This window comes from Aeromonas sp. 600948, assembly GCF_049174875.1.
In the GTDB taxonomy this organism is placed as follows: Bacteria; Pseudomonadota; Gammaproteobacteria; order Enterobacterales; family Aeromonadaceae; genus Aeromonas; species Aeromonas veronii_A.
In genome coordinates, this window is record NZ_JAAKTY010000026.1 from 17365 (window position 1) to 38332 (window position 20968).

Here is a 20968-nt window from a genome sequence, read left to right on the forward strand (position 1 = left end):
GCGCTGTGGGAGACAGCGTCTCAACGACTGGCCTCATCACGGGCTTGGCTCATCTTGCCAGCCAGTGCCTTGAGTGCCTCATTGGCAAAAATATCTTCCAGATCAGCGGAAAGCTTGCGGCGCCAGTTGGGGTATTCGTAACTGGTGCCCGGTACGTTGACCGGCTTGTCCATCTCTAGCCAATCTTCCAGCTGGGTACTGAACAGGGCGCAGCTGCCGCGGGACATGTGGATCTGCAGACCGTGGTTGAGTTCGGTGTTCATGCCGACCCAGTTCACGTCATGACTGATGTTGTCAGAGATGACCTTGTGGGCATGCAAGCTGTCGAGGATCCGCTGTTTGGCCTGGTGGCGATCAGCATACAGAGTCTTCAAAACATCTTCATCCGGATACAGACCCAGTTGACGGCCGAGCGCCAGATCATCGCAGTGCCAGAAGCCCTTGAGGGTCGGCATGTCGTGGGTGGTCAGGGCCGACATCGCCTGCTCGGTGTAGTGCGCAGGAGAGATAAAGCCGCCATCTTCCTTGGAGCGCTCGAAGAAGAACACCTTGTAGGAGTGGACGCCGTTCTCTTTCAGGGTCACGTCGATCCCCTCCGGCACGGTGCCCAGATCCTCGCCGATCAGCAGGCACTGATTACGGTGGGATTCGAGGGCCAGAATGCCCAGCAGATCGTTGACCGGATAGTAGATGTAGGCGCCCTTGGCGGCGGACGCTCCGGGCGGTACCCACCACAGGCGCAGCAAGGCCATCACGTGGTCGATACGCAGTGCGCCACAGGAGCGCATGTTGGCACGGAACAAGTCCACCATCGGCTGATAGGCCGCTTCAAACAGCTTGTTCGGGTTCATCGGGGGCAGGCCCCAGTTCTGACCAAGCGGGCCGAGAATATCGGGCGGCGCACCGACCGAGGCTTTCGGGCAGTAGAGATCCTGGTTGGCCCAGATCTCGGTGGAGCCTTCGGAGACACCCACTGCCAGATCCCGGTAGATCCCCATCACCATGCCGGCAGCCTTGGCACGGGCATCGGCTTGCGCCAGCTGCTCGTCGGCCAGGAACTGCAGATAGAGGTAGAAGTTGACATCTTGCGGGTGCGCGGCCATCCAGGCGGCAACGGCAGGATTGTGGTAATCGCGCAGCTCCTGCGGCCATACCGGCCAGCCCCAGGCATTTTCGCCTTTGGCATAGAAGTGGGCCTGCAGGGCATCAAATGCTGCCTGCTGTTGCAGGCTGTCGCCACCGGCGGCCACGAAGGCATCAAAGGCGGCCTGACGCTCGGCGCTCAGGGTGGCTTCATCGAACACCTGACGCAGCATGCCGAGTTTGGTCTGGATCACGCCGGTGTAATCGACGTTCTCTTTGGCGCGCAGATCGGCCAGATGTTGCTGGAAGGCAGGGCTCGCCACTTCCGCTTTCAGGCGATCGCTCTGCTGGAATTCGGGCACCGCTTCCACATTGATATAGGCCACGTTGAGCCAGCGACGGGAAGAGGGGCTGTAGGGACTGGCGCTCTCCGGATTGGCCGGATAGAGGGCGTGGATAGGGTTGAGGCCGACGAAGTGGGCACCCCAGGCGGCGGCTTTCTCAACCAGCTGGCCCAGATCGCTGAAGTCACCGATACCCCAGTTATGGCGGCTGCGCAGGCAGTAAAGCTGCACGCTCGGACCCCATACCTTGCGGCCATCGGCAATCGGCGCCTGCTTGTAGCAGGCCTTGGGGGCAACGATGAGGCGCATGGTGGCCAGCGGCTCGTCATTGCCCTCTTCCAGCAACACCAGCTGGTGATAACCCAGCTCCGGGGCCATATCCAGCGTGACGCGATAGGCCTGGCACTCCATATCTTCAAATTCGGCCACGCCGACCAGCTCACCCTCGATGGGGGTGAATTGACCGGACAGCACTGCACCCTGCTCCTGCTGGAGCTGCCAGGTGAGGGCGTCGTTGACGAATTCGATGGGGAGGCGAACCTCAAGGGTAACGGCGTCGCCGGTGCGAACCACCATCACAGGATCCAGCGCCCGCAGCCAGTGCTGGCGATGCTCCTCTTCCAGCTGCTGCACCAGTGCGGCCTCGTCATCGACGCGGTAGCCCATGGCGCCCAGCATGGCGGCCTTGCTCTCTTCTGATACCTGGGCCGGGTGGCCCCAGGCATCGACATACTCGCTGGCGATACCTTTTGCGGCAGCCAGCTGTTCAATCAGGGTGGTCATAGTTTGAGAATTCCCGCTGTGGATTCTATCTATACTATTTTGTTTGATTTTTATGGGGTGGTACTTGAACAGTGGCTCTTTGGCCATGCTAAACCGCGCACATTTTTACATATCTCTGTGAATGGTTGTGTGACCGAGTAGGCACTATTGTTGATATCTGCGCGATGCCACGATCTGGCACTTTTTTCGTCAAAACGTGGTAATCAGTTACATAAACAGAAAATTAATTTCACAGTTTTTCATGATATAGCGCAATTTCAGACAGAATGTTGGTTGACTCACCGGAGAGTTCTAGTAAATTTACAAGCGGAATTTTCTTTGACTACTGAACAGTTAGGTAACTAAATATGACTATCAAAGTAGGTATTAACGGTTTTGGCCGTATCGGTCGTTTCGTATTCCGTCTGGCTTGCGAGCGTGCAGACATCGAAGTTGTTGGTATCAACGACCTGATCGATGTTGACTACATGGCTTACATGCTGAAGTACGATTCAACTCACGGTCGTTTCAACGGTACCGTTGAAGTTAAAGACGGCAACCTGGTTGTAAACGGCAAAACCGTACGTGTTACCGCTGAGCGTGACCCGGCCAACCTGAAGTGGGGCGAAATCGGTGTTGACGTTGTTGCTGAAGCTACCGGTCTGTTCCTGACCGACGAGACTGCTCGTAAGCACATCGCTGCTGGTGCCAAGAAAGTTGTTCTGACTGGCCCGTCCAAAGACGCTACCCCGATGTTCGTAATGGGTGTTAACGACTCTACCTACGCTGGCCAGGACATCGTTTCCAACGCTTCCTGCACCACCAACTGCCTGGCACCGATCGCCAAGGTTCTGAACGATACCTTCGGTATCGAGTCTGGCCTGATGACCACCGTTCACGCTACCACTGCTACCCAGAAGACCGTTGATGGTCCGTCTGCCAAAGACTGGCGCGGTGGCCGCGGTGCGGCTCAGAACATCATCCCGTCCTCTACCGGTGCTGCCAAAGCTGTTGGCGTAGTTATCCCGGAACTGAAAGGCCTGCTGACCGGTATGGCTTTCCGTGTTCCGACTCCGGACGTGTCTGTTGTTGACCTGACCGTTAACCTGAAGAAAGCTGCCACCTACGCAGAAATCTGCGAAGCGATGAAAGCTGCTTCCGAAGGCGCTATGAAAGGCGTTCTGGGCTACACCGAAGACGAAGTTGTATCTACCGACTTCCTGGGTGAGCGTCAGACCTCCGTATTCGACGCCAAGGCTGGTATCCAGCTGAACGACAAATTCGTTAAAGTTGTATCCTGGTACGACAACGAAATGGGCTACTCCAGCAAAGTTCTGGACCTGATCGCTCACATCTCCAAGTAATTTGGGATGCGCAATCGCGTAGCTTGAAAAAGGCGGCCATTGGCCGCCTTTTTGTTTTTCGGTTTCCCCTGATGACAGGAGTCCACATGCAATCCATTCGTCCCCTGACAGCCAATTGCAAGCTTGCCAACAATGCGGCCGGTCTGCCGGTTCTCACCATCAACAACGACTATGCCAAGGCCGAGATCAGCCTGTTTGGCGCCCATGTGCTGAGCTATCAGCGTCATGGTGAGCCAGCCTCCATCTGGTTGAGCGACAAGGCGGTGCTGGATGGCAGCAAGCCTGTTCGCGGTGGTATCCCGATCTGCTGGCCCTGGTTTGGCCCGGCGCCCGCCCGCGTTGGTAGCGGCAAGCCCTCCCACGGTTTTGCACGCACCACCCTCTGGATGCTGGACGGGGTCTCAGATCACGCTGATGGCACGCTTGTTCATCTCTCCCTGCGTGACAGCGATGCGACCCGTGCCCTGTGGGATCACGCCTTCGAGCTGGAACTGGACGTGCTGGTGGGCAAAGAGCTTTCGCTGGTGCTGACCACTCGCAACACAGGTGCTCAGCCATTGACCTATAGCGGTGCGCTGCACACCTATTTGCAGATCAGCTCACCAGAGGTGGTAAGCGTCACCGGCCTGGGCGAGCCCTATGCCGACAAGCTGACCGGACAGGATGCCAAGCAGCAGGGTGCATTGACCCTGAGCGGGCCGCTGGATCGGGTCTACTGGCAGCCAGAGGCGCTGGTGAGCGTGCAGGATGGTGAGCGCAAGACCCGGGTTGTCAGTGGCAACCACGACAGCGTGGTGGTCTGGACCCCATGGCTGGAAGGGGCCACCGCCATGGCCGACATGAGCGACGATGGCTATCGCACCATGCTCTGCGTCGAAGCTGCCATCGCTGGCGAGGCGGGGGTGACCGTTGCGCCGGATGATGAGCACAGCCTCTCCACCGTGATCATCTGATCAGGATGAGGTTCAGATAAATAAAGAGGGCTCCCGCGGGAGCCCTCTTTGCATCTCGTGACGGCGGCAATCAGGCGTTGCCCTGGGTCTTGAGCTTGAGTTCGGCGGCGAAATTGAGCATGCGGTCGAGGGGGATCAAGGCTTTGACCCGCAGATCTTCGTCGACATGGATCTCGTGGCGCTCGGCACCGTCGGTGAGGGCCTCCTTGATCGCCACCAGACCATTCATCGCCATCCAGGGGCAGTGGGCGCAACTGCGGCAGGTAGCGCCATCGCCACCGGTCGGTGCTTCCACCATCTCTTTCTCCGGACAAGCTTGCTGCATCTTGTAGAAGATGCCCCGATCGGTCGCCACGATCAGCTTCTGCTGGGGCAGCTCTTTGGCCGCCTTGATCAGCTGACTGGTGGAGCCCACCGCATCGGCCAGCTCGATCACCGAGGCGGGGGATTCCGGATGAACCAGCACGGCGGCGTCAGGATTCTGCTCTTTCAGCTCGCGTAGGGCGCGGGCCTTGAACTCATCGTGGACGATGCAGTGGCCCTGCCAGCGCAGCATCTGCGCCCCGGTCTTCTTCTCAATATAGGCACCCAGATGGCGATCCGGGCCCCAGATGATCTTGTGACCCAGACTGTCGAGGTGTTCGACGATCTCCAGCGCGATGCTGGAGGTCACCACCCAGTCAGCCCGTGCTTTGACCGCAGCCGAGGTATTGGCGTAGACCACCACGGTATGATCCGGGTTGGCATCGCAGAAGGCGGAAAACTGCTCGATGGGGCAGCCCAGATCGAGGGAGCATTCGGCCTCCAGAGTCGGCATCAGCACCCGTTTGTGGGGGCTCAGGATCTTGGAGGTCTCCCCCATGAAGCGCACCCCGGCGACGATCAGGGTCTGCGCCTCGTGATCGCGGCCAAAGCGGGCCATCTCCAGCGAGTCACCGACGAAACCGCCGGTGGCTTCGGCTAGCGCCTGGATCTCGGGATCCGTGTAGTAGTGGGCGACCAGTACCGCTTTGCGCTCCTTGAGTAGCGCCTTGATTTCTGTGGTCAAGGTCGTTCTCTGCTCGGCACTCAGGGGAAGAGGTTTGGCCGGAAAGGGGTAGTCCATCGCGACTACCGGCGGGACACTGCTCAGTGCATTGCTCATTGCGACTGTTCCATCAACGCTCGGGAAGGCCAAAATTATAACCAGAAGCCGGTGACAAACCCATCACAAATCCGGTGTGCTGCAAGTGGACGAATATACTCAACTTATTCGTTGTCATATTGCCATAAGGAGTTGTCGTATGAAGCAACGTTCCCTCAAGTTCAAGTTGTTGTCTCTGACCATGGGGCTGTTTCTGTTGACCGGGCTGGCCATGACCCTGTTGCAATCGGCTTCTTTCAGTTCCCTTCGCAATATGGTGATGACCCAGACCAGCGATGCACTGGAAGAGGAGGTCTCCCGCAGTCTGCAGTATCAGGCAGAGCGCTATGCCATCCAGATTGCTTCGCTGATGCAGAACTCCTACCAAATCCCCCTGACCGTGACCGCCCAGATTGAAGCAGCCATGGCCAAACCGGAACTGCGCTTGTCGCGGCCTCAAGTGGAGTCGTTGCTCGGCAGCAGCCTGCAGCAGGCGAGCGGGATCAGCTCCATCTATGCCCAGTTTGAACCGAACGGCTACGATGGCGAGGATGCCAACTGGGTTGCCGGAGCCAGCCACTCGGTGGCGGGCAAGGGGAGTCTGGAGGTCTATTTCACCAAGGATCAGGGAGGGGCCGTCGCCCAGCAAGCGGTGGACGCCGCCGCCAGCGAGGCCAAGTTTGATACCTCCCTCAACGAGTTCGGCATTCGCAACAGCGAGTGGTATCTCTGTGGTCGCGATACCCGTCAGCCCTGCCTGATGGAGCCTTACCTTTACGAAATCAGTCCGGGAAACAAGATGCTGATGACCAGTCTCACGGTGCCCGTGCTGCGTGACGGCAAGTTTGTCGGGCTGGCCGGGGTGGATATGAACCTGCCCATCTTCCAGCAACTGGCTGAAAACCTTGGCAAGAGCCTCTATGACAACAAGGCGGATGTGACCCTGGTCAGCAAGATGGGGCTGATTGTGGGCAGCAACCGCTATGCCGACAAGCTGGGCCGTCCACTCAAGGAGGTGGGCCTGACCCTGCCTGACGGTCGGCCGGTCAGCAGCGACAGTGACTTCATTCTTCATCAGCCCATTCGGGTTGAAGCAGCCAATACCCAGTGGTGGTTGATGATCAAGGTGCCCAAGGCGCTGGCGCTCGGCAAGGCGCACGCCATCAGCAATGAACTGGGCGCCCTGCTGGTGGATGGCCAGCGGCAGCAGATCATCGCCATGGGCGGGATTACCCTGCTGGTGCTGGGGCTGCTGGTCTGGTTTATCCAGACCATTACTGCGCCACTTTCTCTTATCAGCCGCCATGTGGGTCATCTCTCCAGCAACGAGGGTGACCTGACCCAGCAGATGGAGATCGACACCCATCAGGAGCTGATCGATCTGGGTTCTCAGCTCAATGCCTTCCTCGGCAAGCTGCGGGGCATGGTGCAAATGAGCAAGGGGATTGGCCAGCAGGTCTACCAGCAGGCGCGGGAGATGAAACATACCGCCGACACCATGCGCAACAGTCTGGACGAGCAGAATCTGGAGCTGGAGAGCGTGGTAAGCGCCATGCATCAGATGAGCACCACGGCAGTCAGCGTGGCGGGTTATGCCGAGCAGGCGGCGCAGGAGTCGGAAGCGGCGACCCACCACATCAATACCGCCCAGCAGACCCTCAGCAATGCCCGCAACGAGATCCATACTCTGGTCGGCGATATGCATGAGGCGGACAAGGCGGTGGCGCTGGTGGCCCAGCGCAGCACCAATATCAGCCGGATCCTCGATGTGATCCGCGCCATTGCCGAGCAGACCAATCTGCTGGCCCTCAACGCCGCCATCGAGGCAGCACGGGCAGGGGACATGGGCCGCGGCTTTGCAGTGGTGGCAGACGAGGTGCGGGCGCTGGCCAACAAGACCCGTGAATCGACCGACGAGATTGGCCAGCTGATTGGTAGCCTGCAAACAGAGGTGAGCAGCAGTCAACGTCTGATGAATACCGGCATCGAGCGCTCCACCACCACGGTGCAGGGCACCGAGCAGGCGTTCGAGGCGCTCAATCGGGTGGTGGCCCAGATCCAGCAGATCCACGACCACATCAGTCAGGTGGCCACCGCCGCCGAGCAGCAGAGCGCCGTCAGTGATGATATAAACAAGAATTTGATGCGGATTGGTGATACCGCCAACGTGATTGGGCAGGAGGCCAGCTCCAGCCATCAACTGAGCGAGGCGCTGGAGCAAGCGGCCACGGCGCTCGCCAGTCAGCTCGATCGGCTGCGTACCTGAGTCGTTGCCAGAGAGACAAAAGCCCGCGAGCGATCGCGGGCTTTTTTATGATTCGATGGCAGAGTTGCGTCATTTGCGGGGTTCAACCAGCAGGATGTGGGAGTCGGCCCCCACCACCCTGACCTTGCTGCCTGCAGGCAGCGACTCGTCGCAGCGCACCGTCCAGACCGTGTCGTCCAGATGTACCCGGCTGGTGCCTTGGGCGACATCATCCAGCAGGTTCAGCTCGCGGCCCATATAGCTCTGCATCCGCTCGTTGATGGTGCTGGCGGCATCCTGACCCGAGTTGTCGCGCTGGTGCTGCCAGCGCCACCAGGCCCAGGTGGTGAGCAGGGATTGCACCGCAAACAGCAGCAGCTGCGCCTGCCAGCCAAAGGGCCAGATCAGCAGCAGCAGGCCCACTTCCAGCGCGGCGATGCCGGTCCAGAGCAAAAAGCCCACCGAGCCGAGCACCTCGATGGCCAGCAGAATGAAGCCGAGCCCCAGCCAGTGCCAGTGGGTCAGCCCCTCTAACAGGGCAGTCATGACTTGCTGCCCTTGCCATCTTTGTTGAACAGCTCGGCCATGCCAGCCACAGAGCCAATCAGGCTGCCCGCTTCCAGCGGCATCATGATGATCTTGCTGTTGGTGCCTTCACCGATGCGGGCCAGTGCCTCGGTATATTTCTGAGCCACGAAGTAGTTGATGGCCTGCAGGTCTCCTTCCGCAATTGCCTGGGAAACCATATGGGTCGCCTTTGCTTCCGCCTCGGCAGCACGCTCCCGCGCTTCGGCGGCGAGGAAGGCGGCCTGACGCTCACCTTCGGCTTTGAGGATCTGGGACTGCTTCTCCCCTTCCGCTTTCAGGATCTTGGACTGGCGCACCCCTTCGGCCTCCAGTACCTCGGCCCGTTTCTGGCGCTCGGCCTTCATCTGGGCGTTCATCGCCTCGACCAGTGCCAGCGGCGGGCGCACATCTTTAATTTCGATGCGGGTCACCTTGATGCCCCAGGGGGCGGTGGCGGCATCCATGGTGCGCAGCAGTTTCTCGTTGATGGTGTCGCGCTGGGAGAGCATCTCGTCCAGCTCCATGGCGCCGAGCACAGTCCGCATATTGGTCATGGTGAGATTGCGGATGGCGCTGGTGAGATCGTTGACCTCGTAGCCCGCTTTGCGGGCATCCACCACCTGCACAAAGCTGATGGCGTCGATGGTGACGTTGGCGTTGTCGCGGGAGATCACCTCTTGTGCCGGGATGTCCAGCACCTGCTCCATCATGATGATCTTGTGGCCGACCCTATCCACATAGGGGATCAACAGGTTGAGGCCCGGGGTCAGGGTGCGGGTGTAGCGGCCGAAGCGCTCTACCGTCCAGTTGTAGCCCTGGGGCACTATCTTGATGCCCGCGCTCAGTGTGGCGAGCACCAGGAACACGAAAATCCCTAGCACAATCAATGATTCATTCATCATTTAGCTCCTTATGAAACACAGTCCCTAGCCTATGGTCTGGCGTCAGGTACCACAAGTGACTTTGTACGCCTTTGTCATGAATCGGCTTTGCTAATTACCAAAACGCATTAAAAAGCATTTTTTATTATTTTGAGGGATAAGCTGCCCTGCCTATAGTCGCCCCATATTAGTCGTGTTCCGAGGGATGGGCCGAAATGGATTATTTACCTATGTTTGCCAAGTTGGAAGGCCGCCCGGTACTGCTGGTGGGTGGGGGCGAGGTTGCCCTCCGCAAGGCGCGCCTGCTGCTGGCGGCCGGTGCCCGGCTGACCCTGGTCTCCCCGGAGCTTGAACCGGAATTTGCGGAATTCACCGGTCGTTTCACCCATCTGGCGGAGCGCTTCACCCCGGCCCATCTGGCTGGTCAGATTTTGGTGGTGGCGGCGACCGACAACCTCGAAGTCAACGCACTGGTTTATCAAAGTGCCAATCAGCTGGGTCTGTTCGTCAACGTGGTGGATGACCCCAAGCGCTCCAGCTTTATCTTTCCCTCGATCATTGATCGCTCGCCGCTGATGGTGGCGGTCTCCAGCGGCGGCAAGGCGCCGGTGCTGGTGCGCCTGTTGCGCGAGCGGCTGGAGAGCCTGCTGCCGCGCCATCTTGGCGGGCTGACCGAGCTCTCAGGCCGGGTGCGTGACAAGGCCAAGCGGGTGCTCTCCTCGATTTCCGATCGCCGCCGCTTCTGGGAGCGCGCTTTTGCCTCCAACACCCTGGCCAGCCTGATTGAAAAAGAGGATTGGCAAGGGGCCGAGCAGTGGCTGAGCGATGGCCTCGATCAGGCGAAAAGCGAAGTGGGCGAGGTGGTGCTGGTGGGGGCGGGCCCCGGTGACCCGGGCCTGCTGACCCTCAAGGCGCTGCAACAGATTCAACAGGCTGAAGTGGTGCTCTACGACCAGCTGGTCTCGCCTGAGATCCTCGATCTGGTGCGCCGCGATGCCACCCTGGTGTCGGTCGGCAAGAAGGCGGGCGCCCACAGCGTGCCGCAGGAGGAGACCAATCGCCTGCTGGTGGAATACGCCAAGGCGGGCAACCGTGTGGTGCGGCTGAAAGGGGGCGATCCCTTTATGTTTGGTCGTGGCGGCGAAGAGCTGGAAGTGCTGGCCGATGAAGGCATCCCCTTCTCGGTGGTGCCCGGCATCACGGCCGCCGCCGGGGCCACCGCCTATGCCGGTATTCCGCTGACTCACCGTGATTACGCCCAGAGCGCCGTCTTTATTACCGGCCATTGCCAGAAAGAGGGCAAGGAGCCCGACTGGCAGCAGCTCGCCGCCACCAGTCAGACCCTGGTCATCTACATGGGGCTGATGCGCTCCGAGCATATCCAGCAGCAATTGGTGGATCACGGCCGAAGCCAAGCCACCCCCATCGCCATCATCGAGCGCGGCACCACATCCCGCCAGCGGGTGCTGACCGGCACGCTGGCCGATTTGGCGGAGCTGGCCAAACAGGCGGTGAGCCCGTCGCTTATCGTCATCGGCGAAGTGGTCGCTCTGCGCGAGCGGCTCGCCTGGTTTGGAGAAAAAAGCGGCGAGCAGCAGCGCGCTAACCCGGATCTCGATGGCTGCGACCTCAAGCTGGTGCAGCTGGCCTGACCGAGAAAGAGATATTTGATGCGGCTGCCGGTGCGGCCGCGCACTGAACCACCCAGCGCCCCGAGCAGGCGCATAAGCAATGACCCGAGGACCAACATGGACCGTGAAAGATTGACGCACTTGCAGCAGCTGGAAGCCGAGAGCATCCATATCATCCGCGAGGTGGCTGCCGAATTTGAAAACCCGGTGATGATGTACTCCATCGGCAAGGACTCCTCCGTCATGCTGCACCTGGCCCGCAAGGCCTTCTATCCGGGCAAGATCCCGTTCCCCTTGCTCCACGTCGACACCGACTGGAAGTTCAAGGAGATGATCAAGTTCCGCGATGAGACCGCCAAAAAGTACGGGCTGGATCTCATCGTCCACAAGAACCCGGAAGGGCTCGCCATGGGCATCAACCCCTTCGTCCACGGCAGCGGCAAGCACACCGACATCATGAAGACCGAGGGGCTCAAGCAGGCGCTCAACAAATACGGCTTCGACGCCGCCTTCGGTGGCGCGCGCCGCGACGAGGAGAAGTCCCGCGCCAAGGAGCGGGTCTACTCCTTCCGTGACAAGTCCCACCGCTGGGATCCGAAGAACCAGCGCCCGGAGCTGTGGCGGGTTTACAACAGCCAGGTCAACAAGGGGGAGAGCATCCGGGTGTTCCCGCTCTCCAACTGGACCGAGCTGGATATCTGGCAATACATCTATCTGGAAAAGATCGACATAGTGCCGCTCTACTTCGCCGCTTACCGTCCGGTGGTGGAGCGCAACGGCATCAAGATCATGGTGGATGACGAGCGTATGCCCATCGGCCCGGAAGACGAAGTGAAGCAGGAGCTGGTGCGCTTCCGCACCCTCGGCTGCTACCCGCTGACCGGGGCCATCGAATCCGATGCCACCACCTTGCCGGAAATTATTGAAGAGATGCTGCTCACCACTTCGAGCGAGCGGCAAGGGCGGCTGATTGACCACGATCAGGCCGGCTCCATGGAGCAGAAGAAGCGTCAGGGATATTTCTAAGGAGTCGTCAGCATGAACAGCCATATTCAGACCGCCATCACCGAACAGGGCATCGAAGCCTACCTGCACGCCCAGCAGCACAAGAGTCTGCTGCGTTTTCTCACCTGCGGCAGCGTGGATGACGGCAAGAGCACCCTTATCGGTCGCCTGCTGCACGACTCCCAGCAGATTTATGAAGATCAGCTCAAAGCGCTGGAGTCCGACAGCCAGAAGCTCGGCACCACAGGCGAGAAGCTGGACTTGGCGCTGCTGGTTGACGGCCTGCAAGCAGAGCGCGAGCAGGGCATCACCATCGACGTGGCCTACCGCTATTTCTCCACCGCCAAGCGCAAATTTATCATCTCGGATACCCCGGGCCATGAGCAGTACACCCGCAACATGGCGACCGGCGCCTCCACCTGTGATCTGGCCATCATTCTGATCGACGCCCGCAAAGGCGTGCTGGATCAGACCCGTCGTCACAGCTTTATTGCGAGCCTGCTCGGCATCAAGCAGTTCGTGGTGGCGGTCAACAAGATGGATCTGGTGGAGTTCAGTCAGGAGGTGTTCGAGCGCATCAGTGCTGATTATCGCGAGTTCGCCAAGAAGCTCAGCGTCGACACCATTCATATCGTGCCGGTCTCGGCGCTGGACGGTGACAACGTGGTCAACCCAAGCGACAAGCTGGCCTGGTATCAGGGCGAAACCCTGCTCTCCCTGCTGGAATCCGCCGAGGTAGAGCGCGAGCTGGAGCGCCATCCGGTGCGCCTGCCGGTGCAGTATGTGAACCGCCCCAATCTCGATTTTCGCGGCTTCGCAGGCACGCTCGCCTCCGGCATCCTGCGGGTGGGCGACAAGCTGGCGGTGCTGCCGTCGGGCAAGGAGAGCACAGTGACCCGCATCGTCACCTTCGACGGCGATCTGGAGTACGCCCTGCCGGGTCAGGCCATCACGGTCACCTTCGCCGACGAGATCGACATCAGCCGCGGCGACCTGCTGGTGGATGCCGCCAAGCAGCCGCAAGTGACCCAGAATCTGCTGGCCCATATCGTCTGGATGGGGGAGGAGTCCCTGCAACCGGGTCGGGTCTACGACGTCAAACTGGCCACCAAGAAGAGTCGCGGTCAGGTGGAGGCCATCCGCCACCGCATCGAGATCAACAAGCTGGATGAGTTGGACGCAAGCGAGCTCAAGCTCAACGAGATCGGCCTGTGCGAGCTGAGCCTCACCGACCCGGTGGCGTTCGACCCGTATCAGGAGATCCGTGATACCGGCAGCTTTATCCTGATCGACCGGCTGACCAACGTCACCGTCGGCGCCGGCATGATAGTGGAAGGCTTGGCGGCCAAAGCGGTAAAAGGGCACTACAGCGAGTTTGAAATCGAGCTCAATGCGCTGGTGCGCAAGCACTTCCCGCACTGGCAAGCCCTTGCCATCGGTAACGACATAAGCAAGGAGTAAGCCCATGACCTGGCAACAATTCCTGGTGCTGGGTCTGCTGGCTGCTCTCGTGGCCCTGCTGATCCAGGGCAAACTCCGCCCGGCGCTGCTCTTCTCGGGCGCCGTGCTCATCACCTACCTGAGCGGGTTGGCGGATATCAACGCCGTGGCGGCGGGCTACACCAACAGTGCCCTGCTGACGCTGGTGCTGTTGCTGCTGGTGTCGCTGGCGGTGGAGAAGACCCGCATCATGAGCTGGTTCGCCAATCTGGTGGGCACGGGTTCATTCAACAAGGTGCTGGTGAAGGTGTGGTTCTCCACCGCCTTCCTGTCTGCCTTCGTCAATAACACCGCCGTGGTGGCCTCCATGCTGGGAGCGGTCAAACGCAACCCCAACCATGCGCCGTCGCGACTGCTGCTGCCCATGTGCTTCGCGGCCACCTTTGGCGGGGTGCTGACCCTGATCGGCACCTCCACCAACCTTATCGTCAACAGCTTCCTCATCAAGATGGGGGCGCCGCCGCTCGGCATGTTCGACTTCTTTATGGTGGGGGCGGGCACTTTGCTGACCGGTCTGGTGGCCGTGCTGCTGTTTGCCCGTCACCTGCCGGTGCAGGATACCGAGATGAGCCGCGAATCCGGCTACTTTCTCGAAGCCAAGGTGGGCGCCGGTTCACCGCTGGCGGGGCGCAGCGTCAAGGAGAACGGCCTGCGCAGCCTGAAAAGCCTCTATCTGGCAGAAATCATTCGCGGCGAGCAGGTGATCTGCCCGGTGCAGCCGGAACACGAGCTGCACGAAGGGGATGTGCTGCTGTTTTGCGGCGATGTGGAGAGCGTCGGCGTGTTGCAGGAGATGAAGGGGCTGGATCTCTACGGCCAGCACCGCCTCAACGGCCAGCATCTGGTGGAGGTGATCGTCAGCCACAGCTCGCGGCTGGTGGGTCAGACCATCAAGGATGCCGAATTCCGTACCCACTTCGATGCGGTGGTATTGGCGGTGCGTCGCGGCGAAACCCAGCTCACCGGTGGCCTCGGCCAGATTGAGCTGCACGCCGGTGATACCCTGCTGCTGGCTCCTGGCCCCCAGTTTGCCCGCAACAAGTCGCTGGGGCGGGAGTTTGTGGTGGTGAGTGGGCTGGAAGCCTCCACCCGTCTCGATGGCAAGCGCAGCGCCGCCGTGGTGCTGGGGTTTCTCGGGGTGCTGGCGCTCTCGGTGTTTGATCTGGTGCCGCTGTTCAAGGGGTTGCTGCTGATGCTGGTGGCGCTGCTGCTTACCCGTATTCTGACTTTGGACGAGATCCGCCGCCGCTTTCCGCTGGATATCTGGCTGGTGGTGGGCGGGGCGCTGGCCATCGCCGATCAGCTGGAAAAGAGCGGGCTGGCCAAGCTTATCGCCGACTGGCTGATGGGGGAGTTCAACGGTGCCAGCCCCATCATCGCCTTTATCGGTATCTATGTGTTTACGCTGGTGCTGACCGAGCTGATGAGCAACAACGCCGCGGCCGCGCTGGCTTTCCCCATGGGTTACCAGCTGGCGCTCAGCATGGATGTCTCGACCATGCCGTTTATTCTGGCGGTGCTGTTCGGGGCGAGCTCCAGCTTTATCCTGCCCTACGGCTACCAGACCAACCTGATGGTCTATGCCGCGGGCAACTACAAGATGCCGGACTACCTCAAGCTGGCCCTGCCGGTCTCGCTGGCCTATAGCCTCGGGGTGATTGTGATGGTGCCCCTGCTGTTTCCGTTTTAAGGCGTGAGCGCCAATCAAGGGGTGTTGGGTGAGCAATGCCATGGCACCAGCACGTTGTCGGCGGATAGTCCGAGGCGCCTCCCCGTGGTTCCGGACCGTTTAAGTTTTGAGGCGTGAGCGCCAATCAAGGAGTGTTGGATGAGCAATGCCATGGCACCAGTACGTTGTCGGCTGATAGTCCAAGGCGGCTCCCCGTGGTGCCGGACCGTTTAAGTTTTGAGGCGTGAGCGCCAAGCAAGGAGTGTGGGATGAGCAATATCGTGTGGCACAAGCATGCCGTGGACAAACAGAGCCGGGCCGAGCTTAAAGGGCAAAAACCGCTGGTGATCTGGTTTACCGGGCTGTCGGGGGCGGGCAAATCGACCCTGGCGGGGGCGCTGGAGCAGGCGCTGGCCGCTGAGGGTAAGCATACCTATCTGCTGGATGGGGACAATGTGCGCCACGGCCTCTGTGGCGATCTTGGTTTCGATGATGCTGCGCGGCAGGAGAATATCCGCCGGGTCGGCGAAGTGGCGAAACTGATGGTGGATGCGGGACTTATCGTGCTCACCGCCTTTATCTCGCCGTTCCGTGCCGAGCGTGAGCTGGTGCGCAGCCTCTTGGGGGAAGGGGAGTTTGTCGAGGTCTTTGTCGATGCACCGCTCGCCGTCTGCGAAGAGCGCGACCCCAAGGGGCTCTACAAAAAGGCGCGGGCAGGGGAAATTCGCAACTTTACCGGTATCGACTCTACCTATGAGACACCCGAGCAGCCGGAAATCCATCTGCTTAACGCCGGTAAACCGGTCGCCGCGCTGGTAGATGAGCTGCTGACCACCCTGCGGCAGGGGAACTACCTGTAGTTGGATCGGAAGAACCTATAACAAGCGCCCGCCAGCCGTTAAGTTGGCCACCACAGGCGCTGATGGGCTGGCGGCAGCCACTATAAGCAAAAGTTGGGTCATTATCGGAAAACCCATAAATCCAGCTTATAGTGGCACCGGCAAGTTTTGAGCCGCCCCAAGGCGGTCGATAGCAACCCCGCAACGGGATCTTCCGATCCTTGCTTATATCGCGGCGGGGTTATTCTCGATTATCCGAATACGCTGCGCTATTCGAACCTACGAGCTGACAGAACCATCAGAGCAATCACATAAAGCCGCCAGCACGCTCGGCTTTGTAGTGAAGGCGAAGCCACAACGAAAAAGACGTCGCTATGCCTAGCCTTGTGAAGCATTACTTTATTTCGTACTGTGGCAAGCCTTCCCAGCCGTCCACATGAGAAACTGTCCGGTATATTTGGTTACCTCTGATTTCATACTGTGGCAAACCTTCCCACCCATCCACATGTGAAACAGTTCGATAAATTTGATTGCCACGAATTTCGTATTGGGGCAATCCTTCCCAGCCATCTGCGTGAGAAACAGTTCTATATATTTGATTGCCACGAATTTCATACTGAGGCAGACCTACCCACCCATCAACATGGCTGACAGTTCTGTATATTTGTTGTGCCACTTTAAAGCTCCTATACCTATGGCTAATGCTGATTAAGGCTAAGCTAAACGATAAAAACCGCGTAGCGAGTTTTTTTCCAAATTAAGAGAATGGTTTGAGTTACAATTTCGCCAGTACTCTAATTTGAGCTGACATTGCATTTCCATATATTCCGGGGTAAATCCTAGCGAAATTAATTCCCATGGAGTCTAGATCCGACAATGCATTTACAGCATCACGTGCTGGCAACACATACTTTATTAACCTACCTTCATTAGGGTAATGTTCAACATACTCTTCAATAGAGGATTCAAGTGTTTTAAGGTGTGTAAACTTACCGTGTTGATTTTTAATTCGCTCATTACCAAATGATGGTACATTAACAATTTCACAGCCGAATTCTGGATTCCAGATAGGGTCTTCTGTATTTAAAACCCAGATAGCAACTTTATTACTGGATTCCTCCGTTGCCCTGACATGCAAGCTAAAAGCGAAAAATGCTGACACATAAGGACTTTCGCTCCAATCTAGCAGCCGAGTTGGCAGGTGATGATGCTGACCTAAACTCATCATCATTATGTCATTATCTCTGACATTATCAGGTAAGTCTTCAAGCTCACATTCCATTTTGAACTGATTTAACAATTCTTTTGCTGTTGCAACTTTATTTTTTAGCTCTCCATGATACCAACGATCAAATGAGGAACTTAATGACCAATCCTCTCCACCTTGACCTCTAAAGAGGTATTTTCCTTTTTTAAATCTGCCCTCGACATAAAGGTCTGAAATTATTTTGTTTTTAAAATCATTCCAGTCAGTACATTCAATAATATCTATTGCCATTTCAATTCCCTTTTATGATGTAATTCAGGTAGTGATTAGATAGAAGGCGGCACTAATAAATTAATACCGCCTTCAATATAACTTAGCTCCACCCTAATACAGGCTATGAAATTATACTTAAAATAAATGCCGTATATGCTTCCCTCTGAAGCTGAATGCGTTTGCTTGACTTCCTCTTTTATCTCGTATGTTGGGCTAAAAGTCGTAGGTTGGTGCTGAGCGAAGTGAAGCCCAACGTTTACCGTGAAACGTATCTGAACATTTTTTACCGATCAACTAAATCCATATTTATTCCGCGCTGGTCGGCCTGACCGCCCTCGCCTAGTGGGCTGGGCTACACCCTGCGCCAATCTGCAAAAACCACGCTACCGCCCCTGAGTATTAAACAATGTGGGCATTACGAGTTTCTTGGGAAGTTGTCTGGATAAAAATATGGGTCATTCTCCCAGCCCATTTCAATTTTGACACACTCTCTAAATACTACTGCCTCCCAGTGACGAAGAAGGCATTGTGCTGATTTGAACTCCTTTTCAAAATTTTCTAAAAATATACCTACACGGTCATAGCTCTTCTGCTTATTGAACGCGATTTTTCTAGATATGCCAAAACGAAATAGGTCTCCGGAAGGGTCAATTTCATGATATGCAGTAATAATATTGTTTGTCATTTCAAGGCGAGCATCATCATTAAGCTTGTAACCATTACCGATGAGCCAATCTTTACAAGCTAACCATATCGTTTCAAGACTATGGCTATTAAGAGGCGCAGTATCAAAGGTTTTGTCAAAAGTATTTATTGAATGCATCAATGCTTTTAAATGTAGTTCAATAACTTGTCTCGATATGTGAGCAACTGGAGCAATCCAGTTTTCAATCTCTGAAATACGGTATTTTTCAATTAATGCATCAGCGGCCATGCCAAAGTCAATAGCAAGTTCAGAATACCCACATGAAGCATTATGGTTTTCAACGTAAAAAATTGATTTATGGTTTTTCCCATATTCTGAAGATGGACCTTTCCATATTTCATAGTGAAATCTAGGGTCACTATAAGTTTTGCTTTTTGACATTAAATGGCTCTTGCTGAAAATGATCTCGTATGTTGGGCTAAAAATCGTAGGTTGGAGCTGAACGAAGTGAAGCCCAACGTTTACCGCGAAACGTATCTGCACATCTGTTTTACAGACCGGCCCAATCCATCTTTATCCTGCTCTGGTTGAGGTGATCATGCTCGTCTGTTGGGTCTCGATACGCTCTGCGCCAACCTGCAAAAACCACGCTACCGCCCCTGAATTTCAGCCTCCAGTCTGCTGCTTTTTTACCTGCGTTTTGGCACTGGCTTGGCTCATGGCTGACTCCGACAAGAGGTTGCCAGGCAGCTATGTTACCGAACGGGGCTGGGGTGAAAAGCGCAAGCGGGCCATTTCCTGAGCAAGATCAATAAATTAATCAATAACTGGTGGAGATGTGTTCGTGTCAGAGCGGCCGCCCATCAGCGCAGGGGGGAATCGGAAGGGGAAAGCGGGTATGTCGCCAGCTTGTCGGCAGACATTAAAAAACCACATGGGCCCAAGGGCCCATGTGGTTTTTCTGCGCTGATTGCTTGTCTTTATCTGGCTTAGCGAACCGGCACCACGCGGGCGGCTGGCATCTCGTAGCGGCTCTGGCTTGTCGGAGCCCCTTTCTGGAACTGGCGTACCAGACGGTTGAGGTCGCTCAGCTGGGTCACCAGCTGGGTGATGCCGTGGACGGCGTGCTGGCTGCCGACGCTGGAGTCATCGGCCAGGGTCTTGATGCTGAGCACGTTGCGGTTGATCTCGGCAGTGACGTGGGATTGCTCTTGTACTGCGTGGGCAATCTGGCTGCTGCCGGAGGCAACCTGCTGCAGCATGCTGTTGATTTGCTGCAGGATAGCGCCGGTAGCCGATGCCTTCTGCTGGCAGCTGTCCGCCAGCAGGCAACCCTTCTCCATCGCCTGCTCTGCTTCACCGGAGCTGTTCTGCAGTTCGGTGATCATCTTCTGGATTTCGCTGGTAGAGGATTGGGTCTTGATGGCGAGCGAGCGGATCTCGTCGGCTACCACCGAGAAGCCACGGCCTGCTTCACCGGCCCGGGCGGCTTCGATGGCGGCATTAAGGGCCAGCAGGTTGGTCTGGTTGGCGATGTTGTTGATCACATCGAGGATGCCGTCGATATCGCGGCAGTGGCCGACCAGCGCACTGATCACGCTCTTGGAGGTGATCAGTTCACTGTTCATGCCCGCCACGGCAGCCACGGTTTCGGCCACGCTACTGTTGCCGCTCTTGAACAGCACGGCAGTTTCATCCAGCAGGCTGGAGGAGTCAGTCGAGCTTTGTGACACCTCGCGAATGGATTCCGACATTTCGGTCACGGCGGTCGCAACCTGATTGGTTTCGGCCTGCTGCTGTTGCAGGTTGTCGGTGATGGATTCGGCGTTGCGCAGATCCCCCTCGGCGGCCTGCAGGATCTTGCTGCAAGTCTGCTGGGTGCGGGCCAGCACGGCGTTGAACTCGGCCTGATTCATCACCATCGAGAGTTCGATGGCGGCGATGTTGTCCACCTTGTTGGTGTAGAGCAGCTGCATCAGCGGGTTGTCAAAGCGACTGCGGGCCATCTTGTTGAGCTTGCCGAGGCGACGGGAGAGGGCATTCAGGGTGATGGCCGCTATCGCCAGCGGCAGGGCGGCCAGCGCCAGTTGCCAGTTCATATCGTGGCTGTAGCCCAGTGCAAACATGGCGAGCAGGCTCAGCAGCAGACAGAGGTTGATGGCCAGGGTATGGGAGAAGGTGGGCAACTTGAGCGCCAGCGGCAGCTTGTTGTTGCGCAGGTCGGCATAGACCTTCTCGGCCCGCTGTTTGAGCTCCTCGCTCGGGGCGGTGCGCACCGACTGATACTCCACCACCCGGCCACTGGCATCCTTGATGGGGGTGACAAAGGCGCTGACCCAGTAGTGATCGCCACTCTTGCAGCGGTTCTTCACCGGCCCCATCCAGCTCTTGCCTTCGCGGATATGGTTCCACAGATCGGCAAAGGCCTGTTTCGGCATGTCAGGATGACGTACCAGATTGTGGTGTTCCCCCACTAGCTCGTCGAGCTGGAAGCCTGCAATCTCGCAGAACTCCTCGTTGGCGTAGGTGATGCGGCTCTCCAGATCCGTGGTGGAGATGAGGCTCTGGTGGTCTGGGTAGAGACGTTCTCTTTGGGTAACCGGTTGATTGATTCTCATGGCCTTGCTCCCGAGCTGTGGTGGTTAAATTTTGATCTGCATCAAGACGTGTGCAAAGGGCGGGCCAGCTGGCAAAAGCTAATGATTGATGTGTTATTAGTGCCGTTTTGGCAGGAAAAGATCGTTGCTGTTTGCAATATGCAACTGAGCAGACGGGGTGTGCCTCTGCGGCATCTGCAATTTGCAACCTATTCTGGTCAAGCCCATGAGCTTGGAGTCAGCAGCTTGATGCGAAGGAGCCACGAACCGACGGGGCAT

The 20968-nt window shown here is 57.6% G+C and carries 16 protein-coding genes; 8 read left to right on the plus strand and 8 right to left on the minus strand.

The window, feature by feature from the left end; all coding sequences use genetic code 11:
• Positions 1–20 precede the first annotated feature (20 nt).
• Complete coding sequence (gene malQ / locus G5182_RS17870) at positions 21–2210, minus strand: 4-alpha-glucanotransferase (RefSeq protein WP_227341399.1); 2190 nt, start codon at positions 2208–2210, stop codon at positions 21–23.
• 347 nt (positions 2211–2557) lie between these two features.
• Here malQ and gap point away from each other — a divergent pair, with 347 nt between their 5' ends.
• A complete protein-coding gene (gene gap / locus G5182_RS17875) occupies positions 2558–3553 on the plus strand; it encodes a type I glyceraldehyde-3-phosphate dehydrogenase (protein WP_005335708.1) in 996 nt (331 codons plus the stop codon).
• 86 nt (positions 3554–3639) lie between these two features.
• Positions 3640–4506 (plus strand): D-hexose-6-phosphate mutarotase, encoded by an 867-nt coding sequence (locus G5182_RS17880; protein WP_202005331.1) that lies wholly within the window; start codon positions 3640–3642, stop codon positions 4504–4506.
• A gap of 70 nt (positions 4507–4576) precedes the next feature.
• Here the strand turns inward: G5182_RS17880 and nadA are convergent, their stop codons facing one another.
• Positions 4577–5650 carry a quinolinate synthase NadA gene (gene nadA, locus G5182_RS17885; RefSeq protein ID WP_005335706.1) on the minus strand — a complete coding sequence of 358 codons (1074 nt, stop codon included), beginning with the start codon at positions 5648–5650 and terminating at the stop codon, positions 4577–4579.
• 139 nt (positions 5651–5789) lie between these two features.
• Between nadA and G5182_RS17890 the strand changes: the two genes are divergently transcribed.
• Positions 5790–7895, plus strand: a complete 2106-nt coding sequence (locus tag G5182_RS17890; RefSeq protein ID WP_227341398.1) for a methyl-accepting chemotaxis protein — start codon at positions 5790–5792, stop codon at positions 7893–7895.
• Positions 7896–7964: 69 nt separating this feature from the next.
• Here the strand turns inward: G5182_RS17890 and G5182_RS17895 are convergent, their stop codons facing one another.
• Both G5182_RS17895 and G5182_RS17900 read right to left on the minus strand, forming a co-directional pair.
• Positions 7965–8420 carry an NfeD family protein gene (locus tag G5182_RS17895; protein ID WP_421254597.1) on the minus strand — a complete coding sequence of 152 codons (456 nt, stop codon included), beginning with the start codon at positions 8418–8420 and terminating at the stop codon, positions 7965–7967.
• Positions 8417–9340 (minus strand): SPFH domain-containing protein, encoded by a 924-nt coding sequence (locus tag G5182_RS17900; protein WP_227343102.1) that lies wholly within the window; start codon positions 9338–9340, stop codon positions 8417–8419. The genes G5182_RS17895 and G5182_RS17900 overlap by 4 nt, the downstream gene beginning before the upstream one ends.
• 197 nt (positions 9341–9537) lie before the next feature.
• On the opposite strand from G5182_RS17900, the gene cysG reads away from it, so the two are divergent.
• The 5 genes from cysG to cysC all read left to right on the plus strand — a co-directional run bounded on the left by cysG (position 9538) and on the right by cysC (position 15987).
• Entirely contained in the window at positions 9538–10974 is a 1437-nt protein-coding gene (gene cysG / locus G5182_RS17905; protein WP_069529720.1) for a siroheme synthase CysG, read from the plus strand.
• Positions 10975–11046: 72 nt separating this feature from the next.
• Entirely contained in the window at positions 11047–11979 is a 933-nt protein-coding gene (cysD, locus tag G5182_RS17910) for a sulfate adenylyltransferase subunit CysD (RefSeq protein WP_421252594.1), read from the plus strand.
• Between the two features lie 12 nt (positions 11980–11991).
• A complete protein-coding gene (gene cysN / locus G5182_RS17915; protein ID WP_421254598.1) occupies positions 11992–13419 on the plus strand; it encodes a sulfate adenylyltransferase subunit CysN in 1428 nt (475 codons plus the stop codon).
• A gap of 4 nt (positions 13420–13423) precedes the next feature.
• Complete coding sequence (locus G5182_RS17920; RefSeq protein WP_319919670.1) at positions 13424–15148, plus strand: SLC13 family permease; 1725 nt, start codon at positions 13424–13426, stop codon at positions 15146–15148.
• 248 nt (positions 15149–15396) lie between these two features.
• Positions 15397–15987 (plus strand): adenylyl-sulfate kinase, encoded by a 591-nt coding sequence (cysC, locus tag G5182_RS17925; RefSeq protein WP_227341394.1) that lies wholly within the window; start codon positions 15397–15399, stop codon positions 15985–15987.
• Between the two features lie 373 nt (positions 15988–16360).
• Here the strand turns inward: cysC and G5182_RS17930 are convergent, their stop codons facing one another.
• From G5182_RS17930 to G5182_RS17945, 4 genes are all read right to left on the minus strand, one after another.
• Positions 16361–16642, minus strand: a complete 282-nt coding sequence (locus G5182_RS17930) for a hypothetical protein (protein ID WP_227341393.1) — start codon at positions 16640–16642, stop codon at positions 16361–16363.
• Between the two features lie 99 nt (positions 16643–16741).
• Positions 16742–17464 (minus strand): FRG domain-containing protein, encoded by a 723-nt coding sequence (locus G5182_RS17935; protein WP_227341392.1) that lies wholly within the window; start codon positions 17462–17464, stop codon positions 16742–16744.
• Positions 17465–17861: 397 nt separating this feature from the next.
• On the minus strand, positions 17862–18533 hold the full coding sequence (locus tag G5182_RS17940; protein WP_227341391.1) for a hypothetical protein: 672 nt from the start codon (positions 18531–18533) through the stop codon (positions 17862–17864).
• Positions 18534–19081: 548 nt separating this feature from the next.
• Positions 19082–20710, minus strand: a complete 1629-nt coding sequence (locus tag G5182_RS17945; protein WP_421254599.1) for a PAS domain-containing methyl-accepting chemotaxis protein — start codon at positions 20708–20710, stop codon at positions 19082–19084.
• Positions 20711–20968 lie beyond the last annotated feature (258 nt).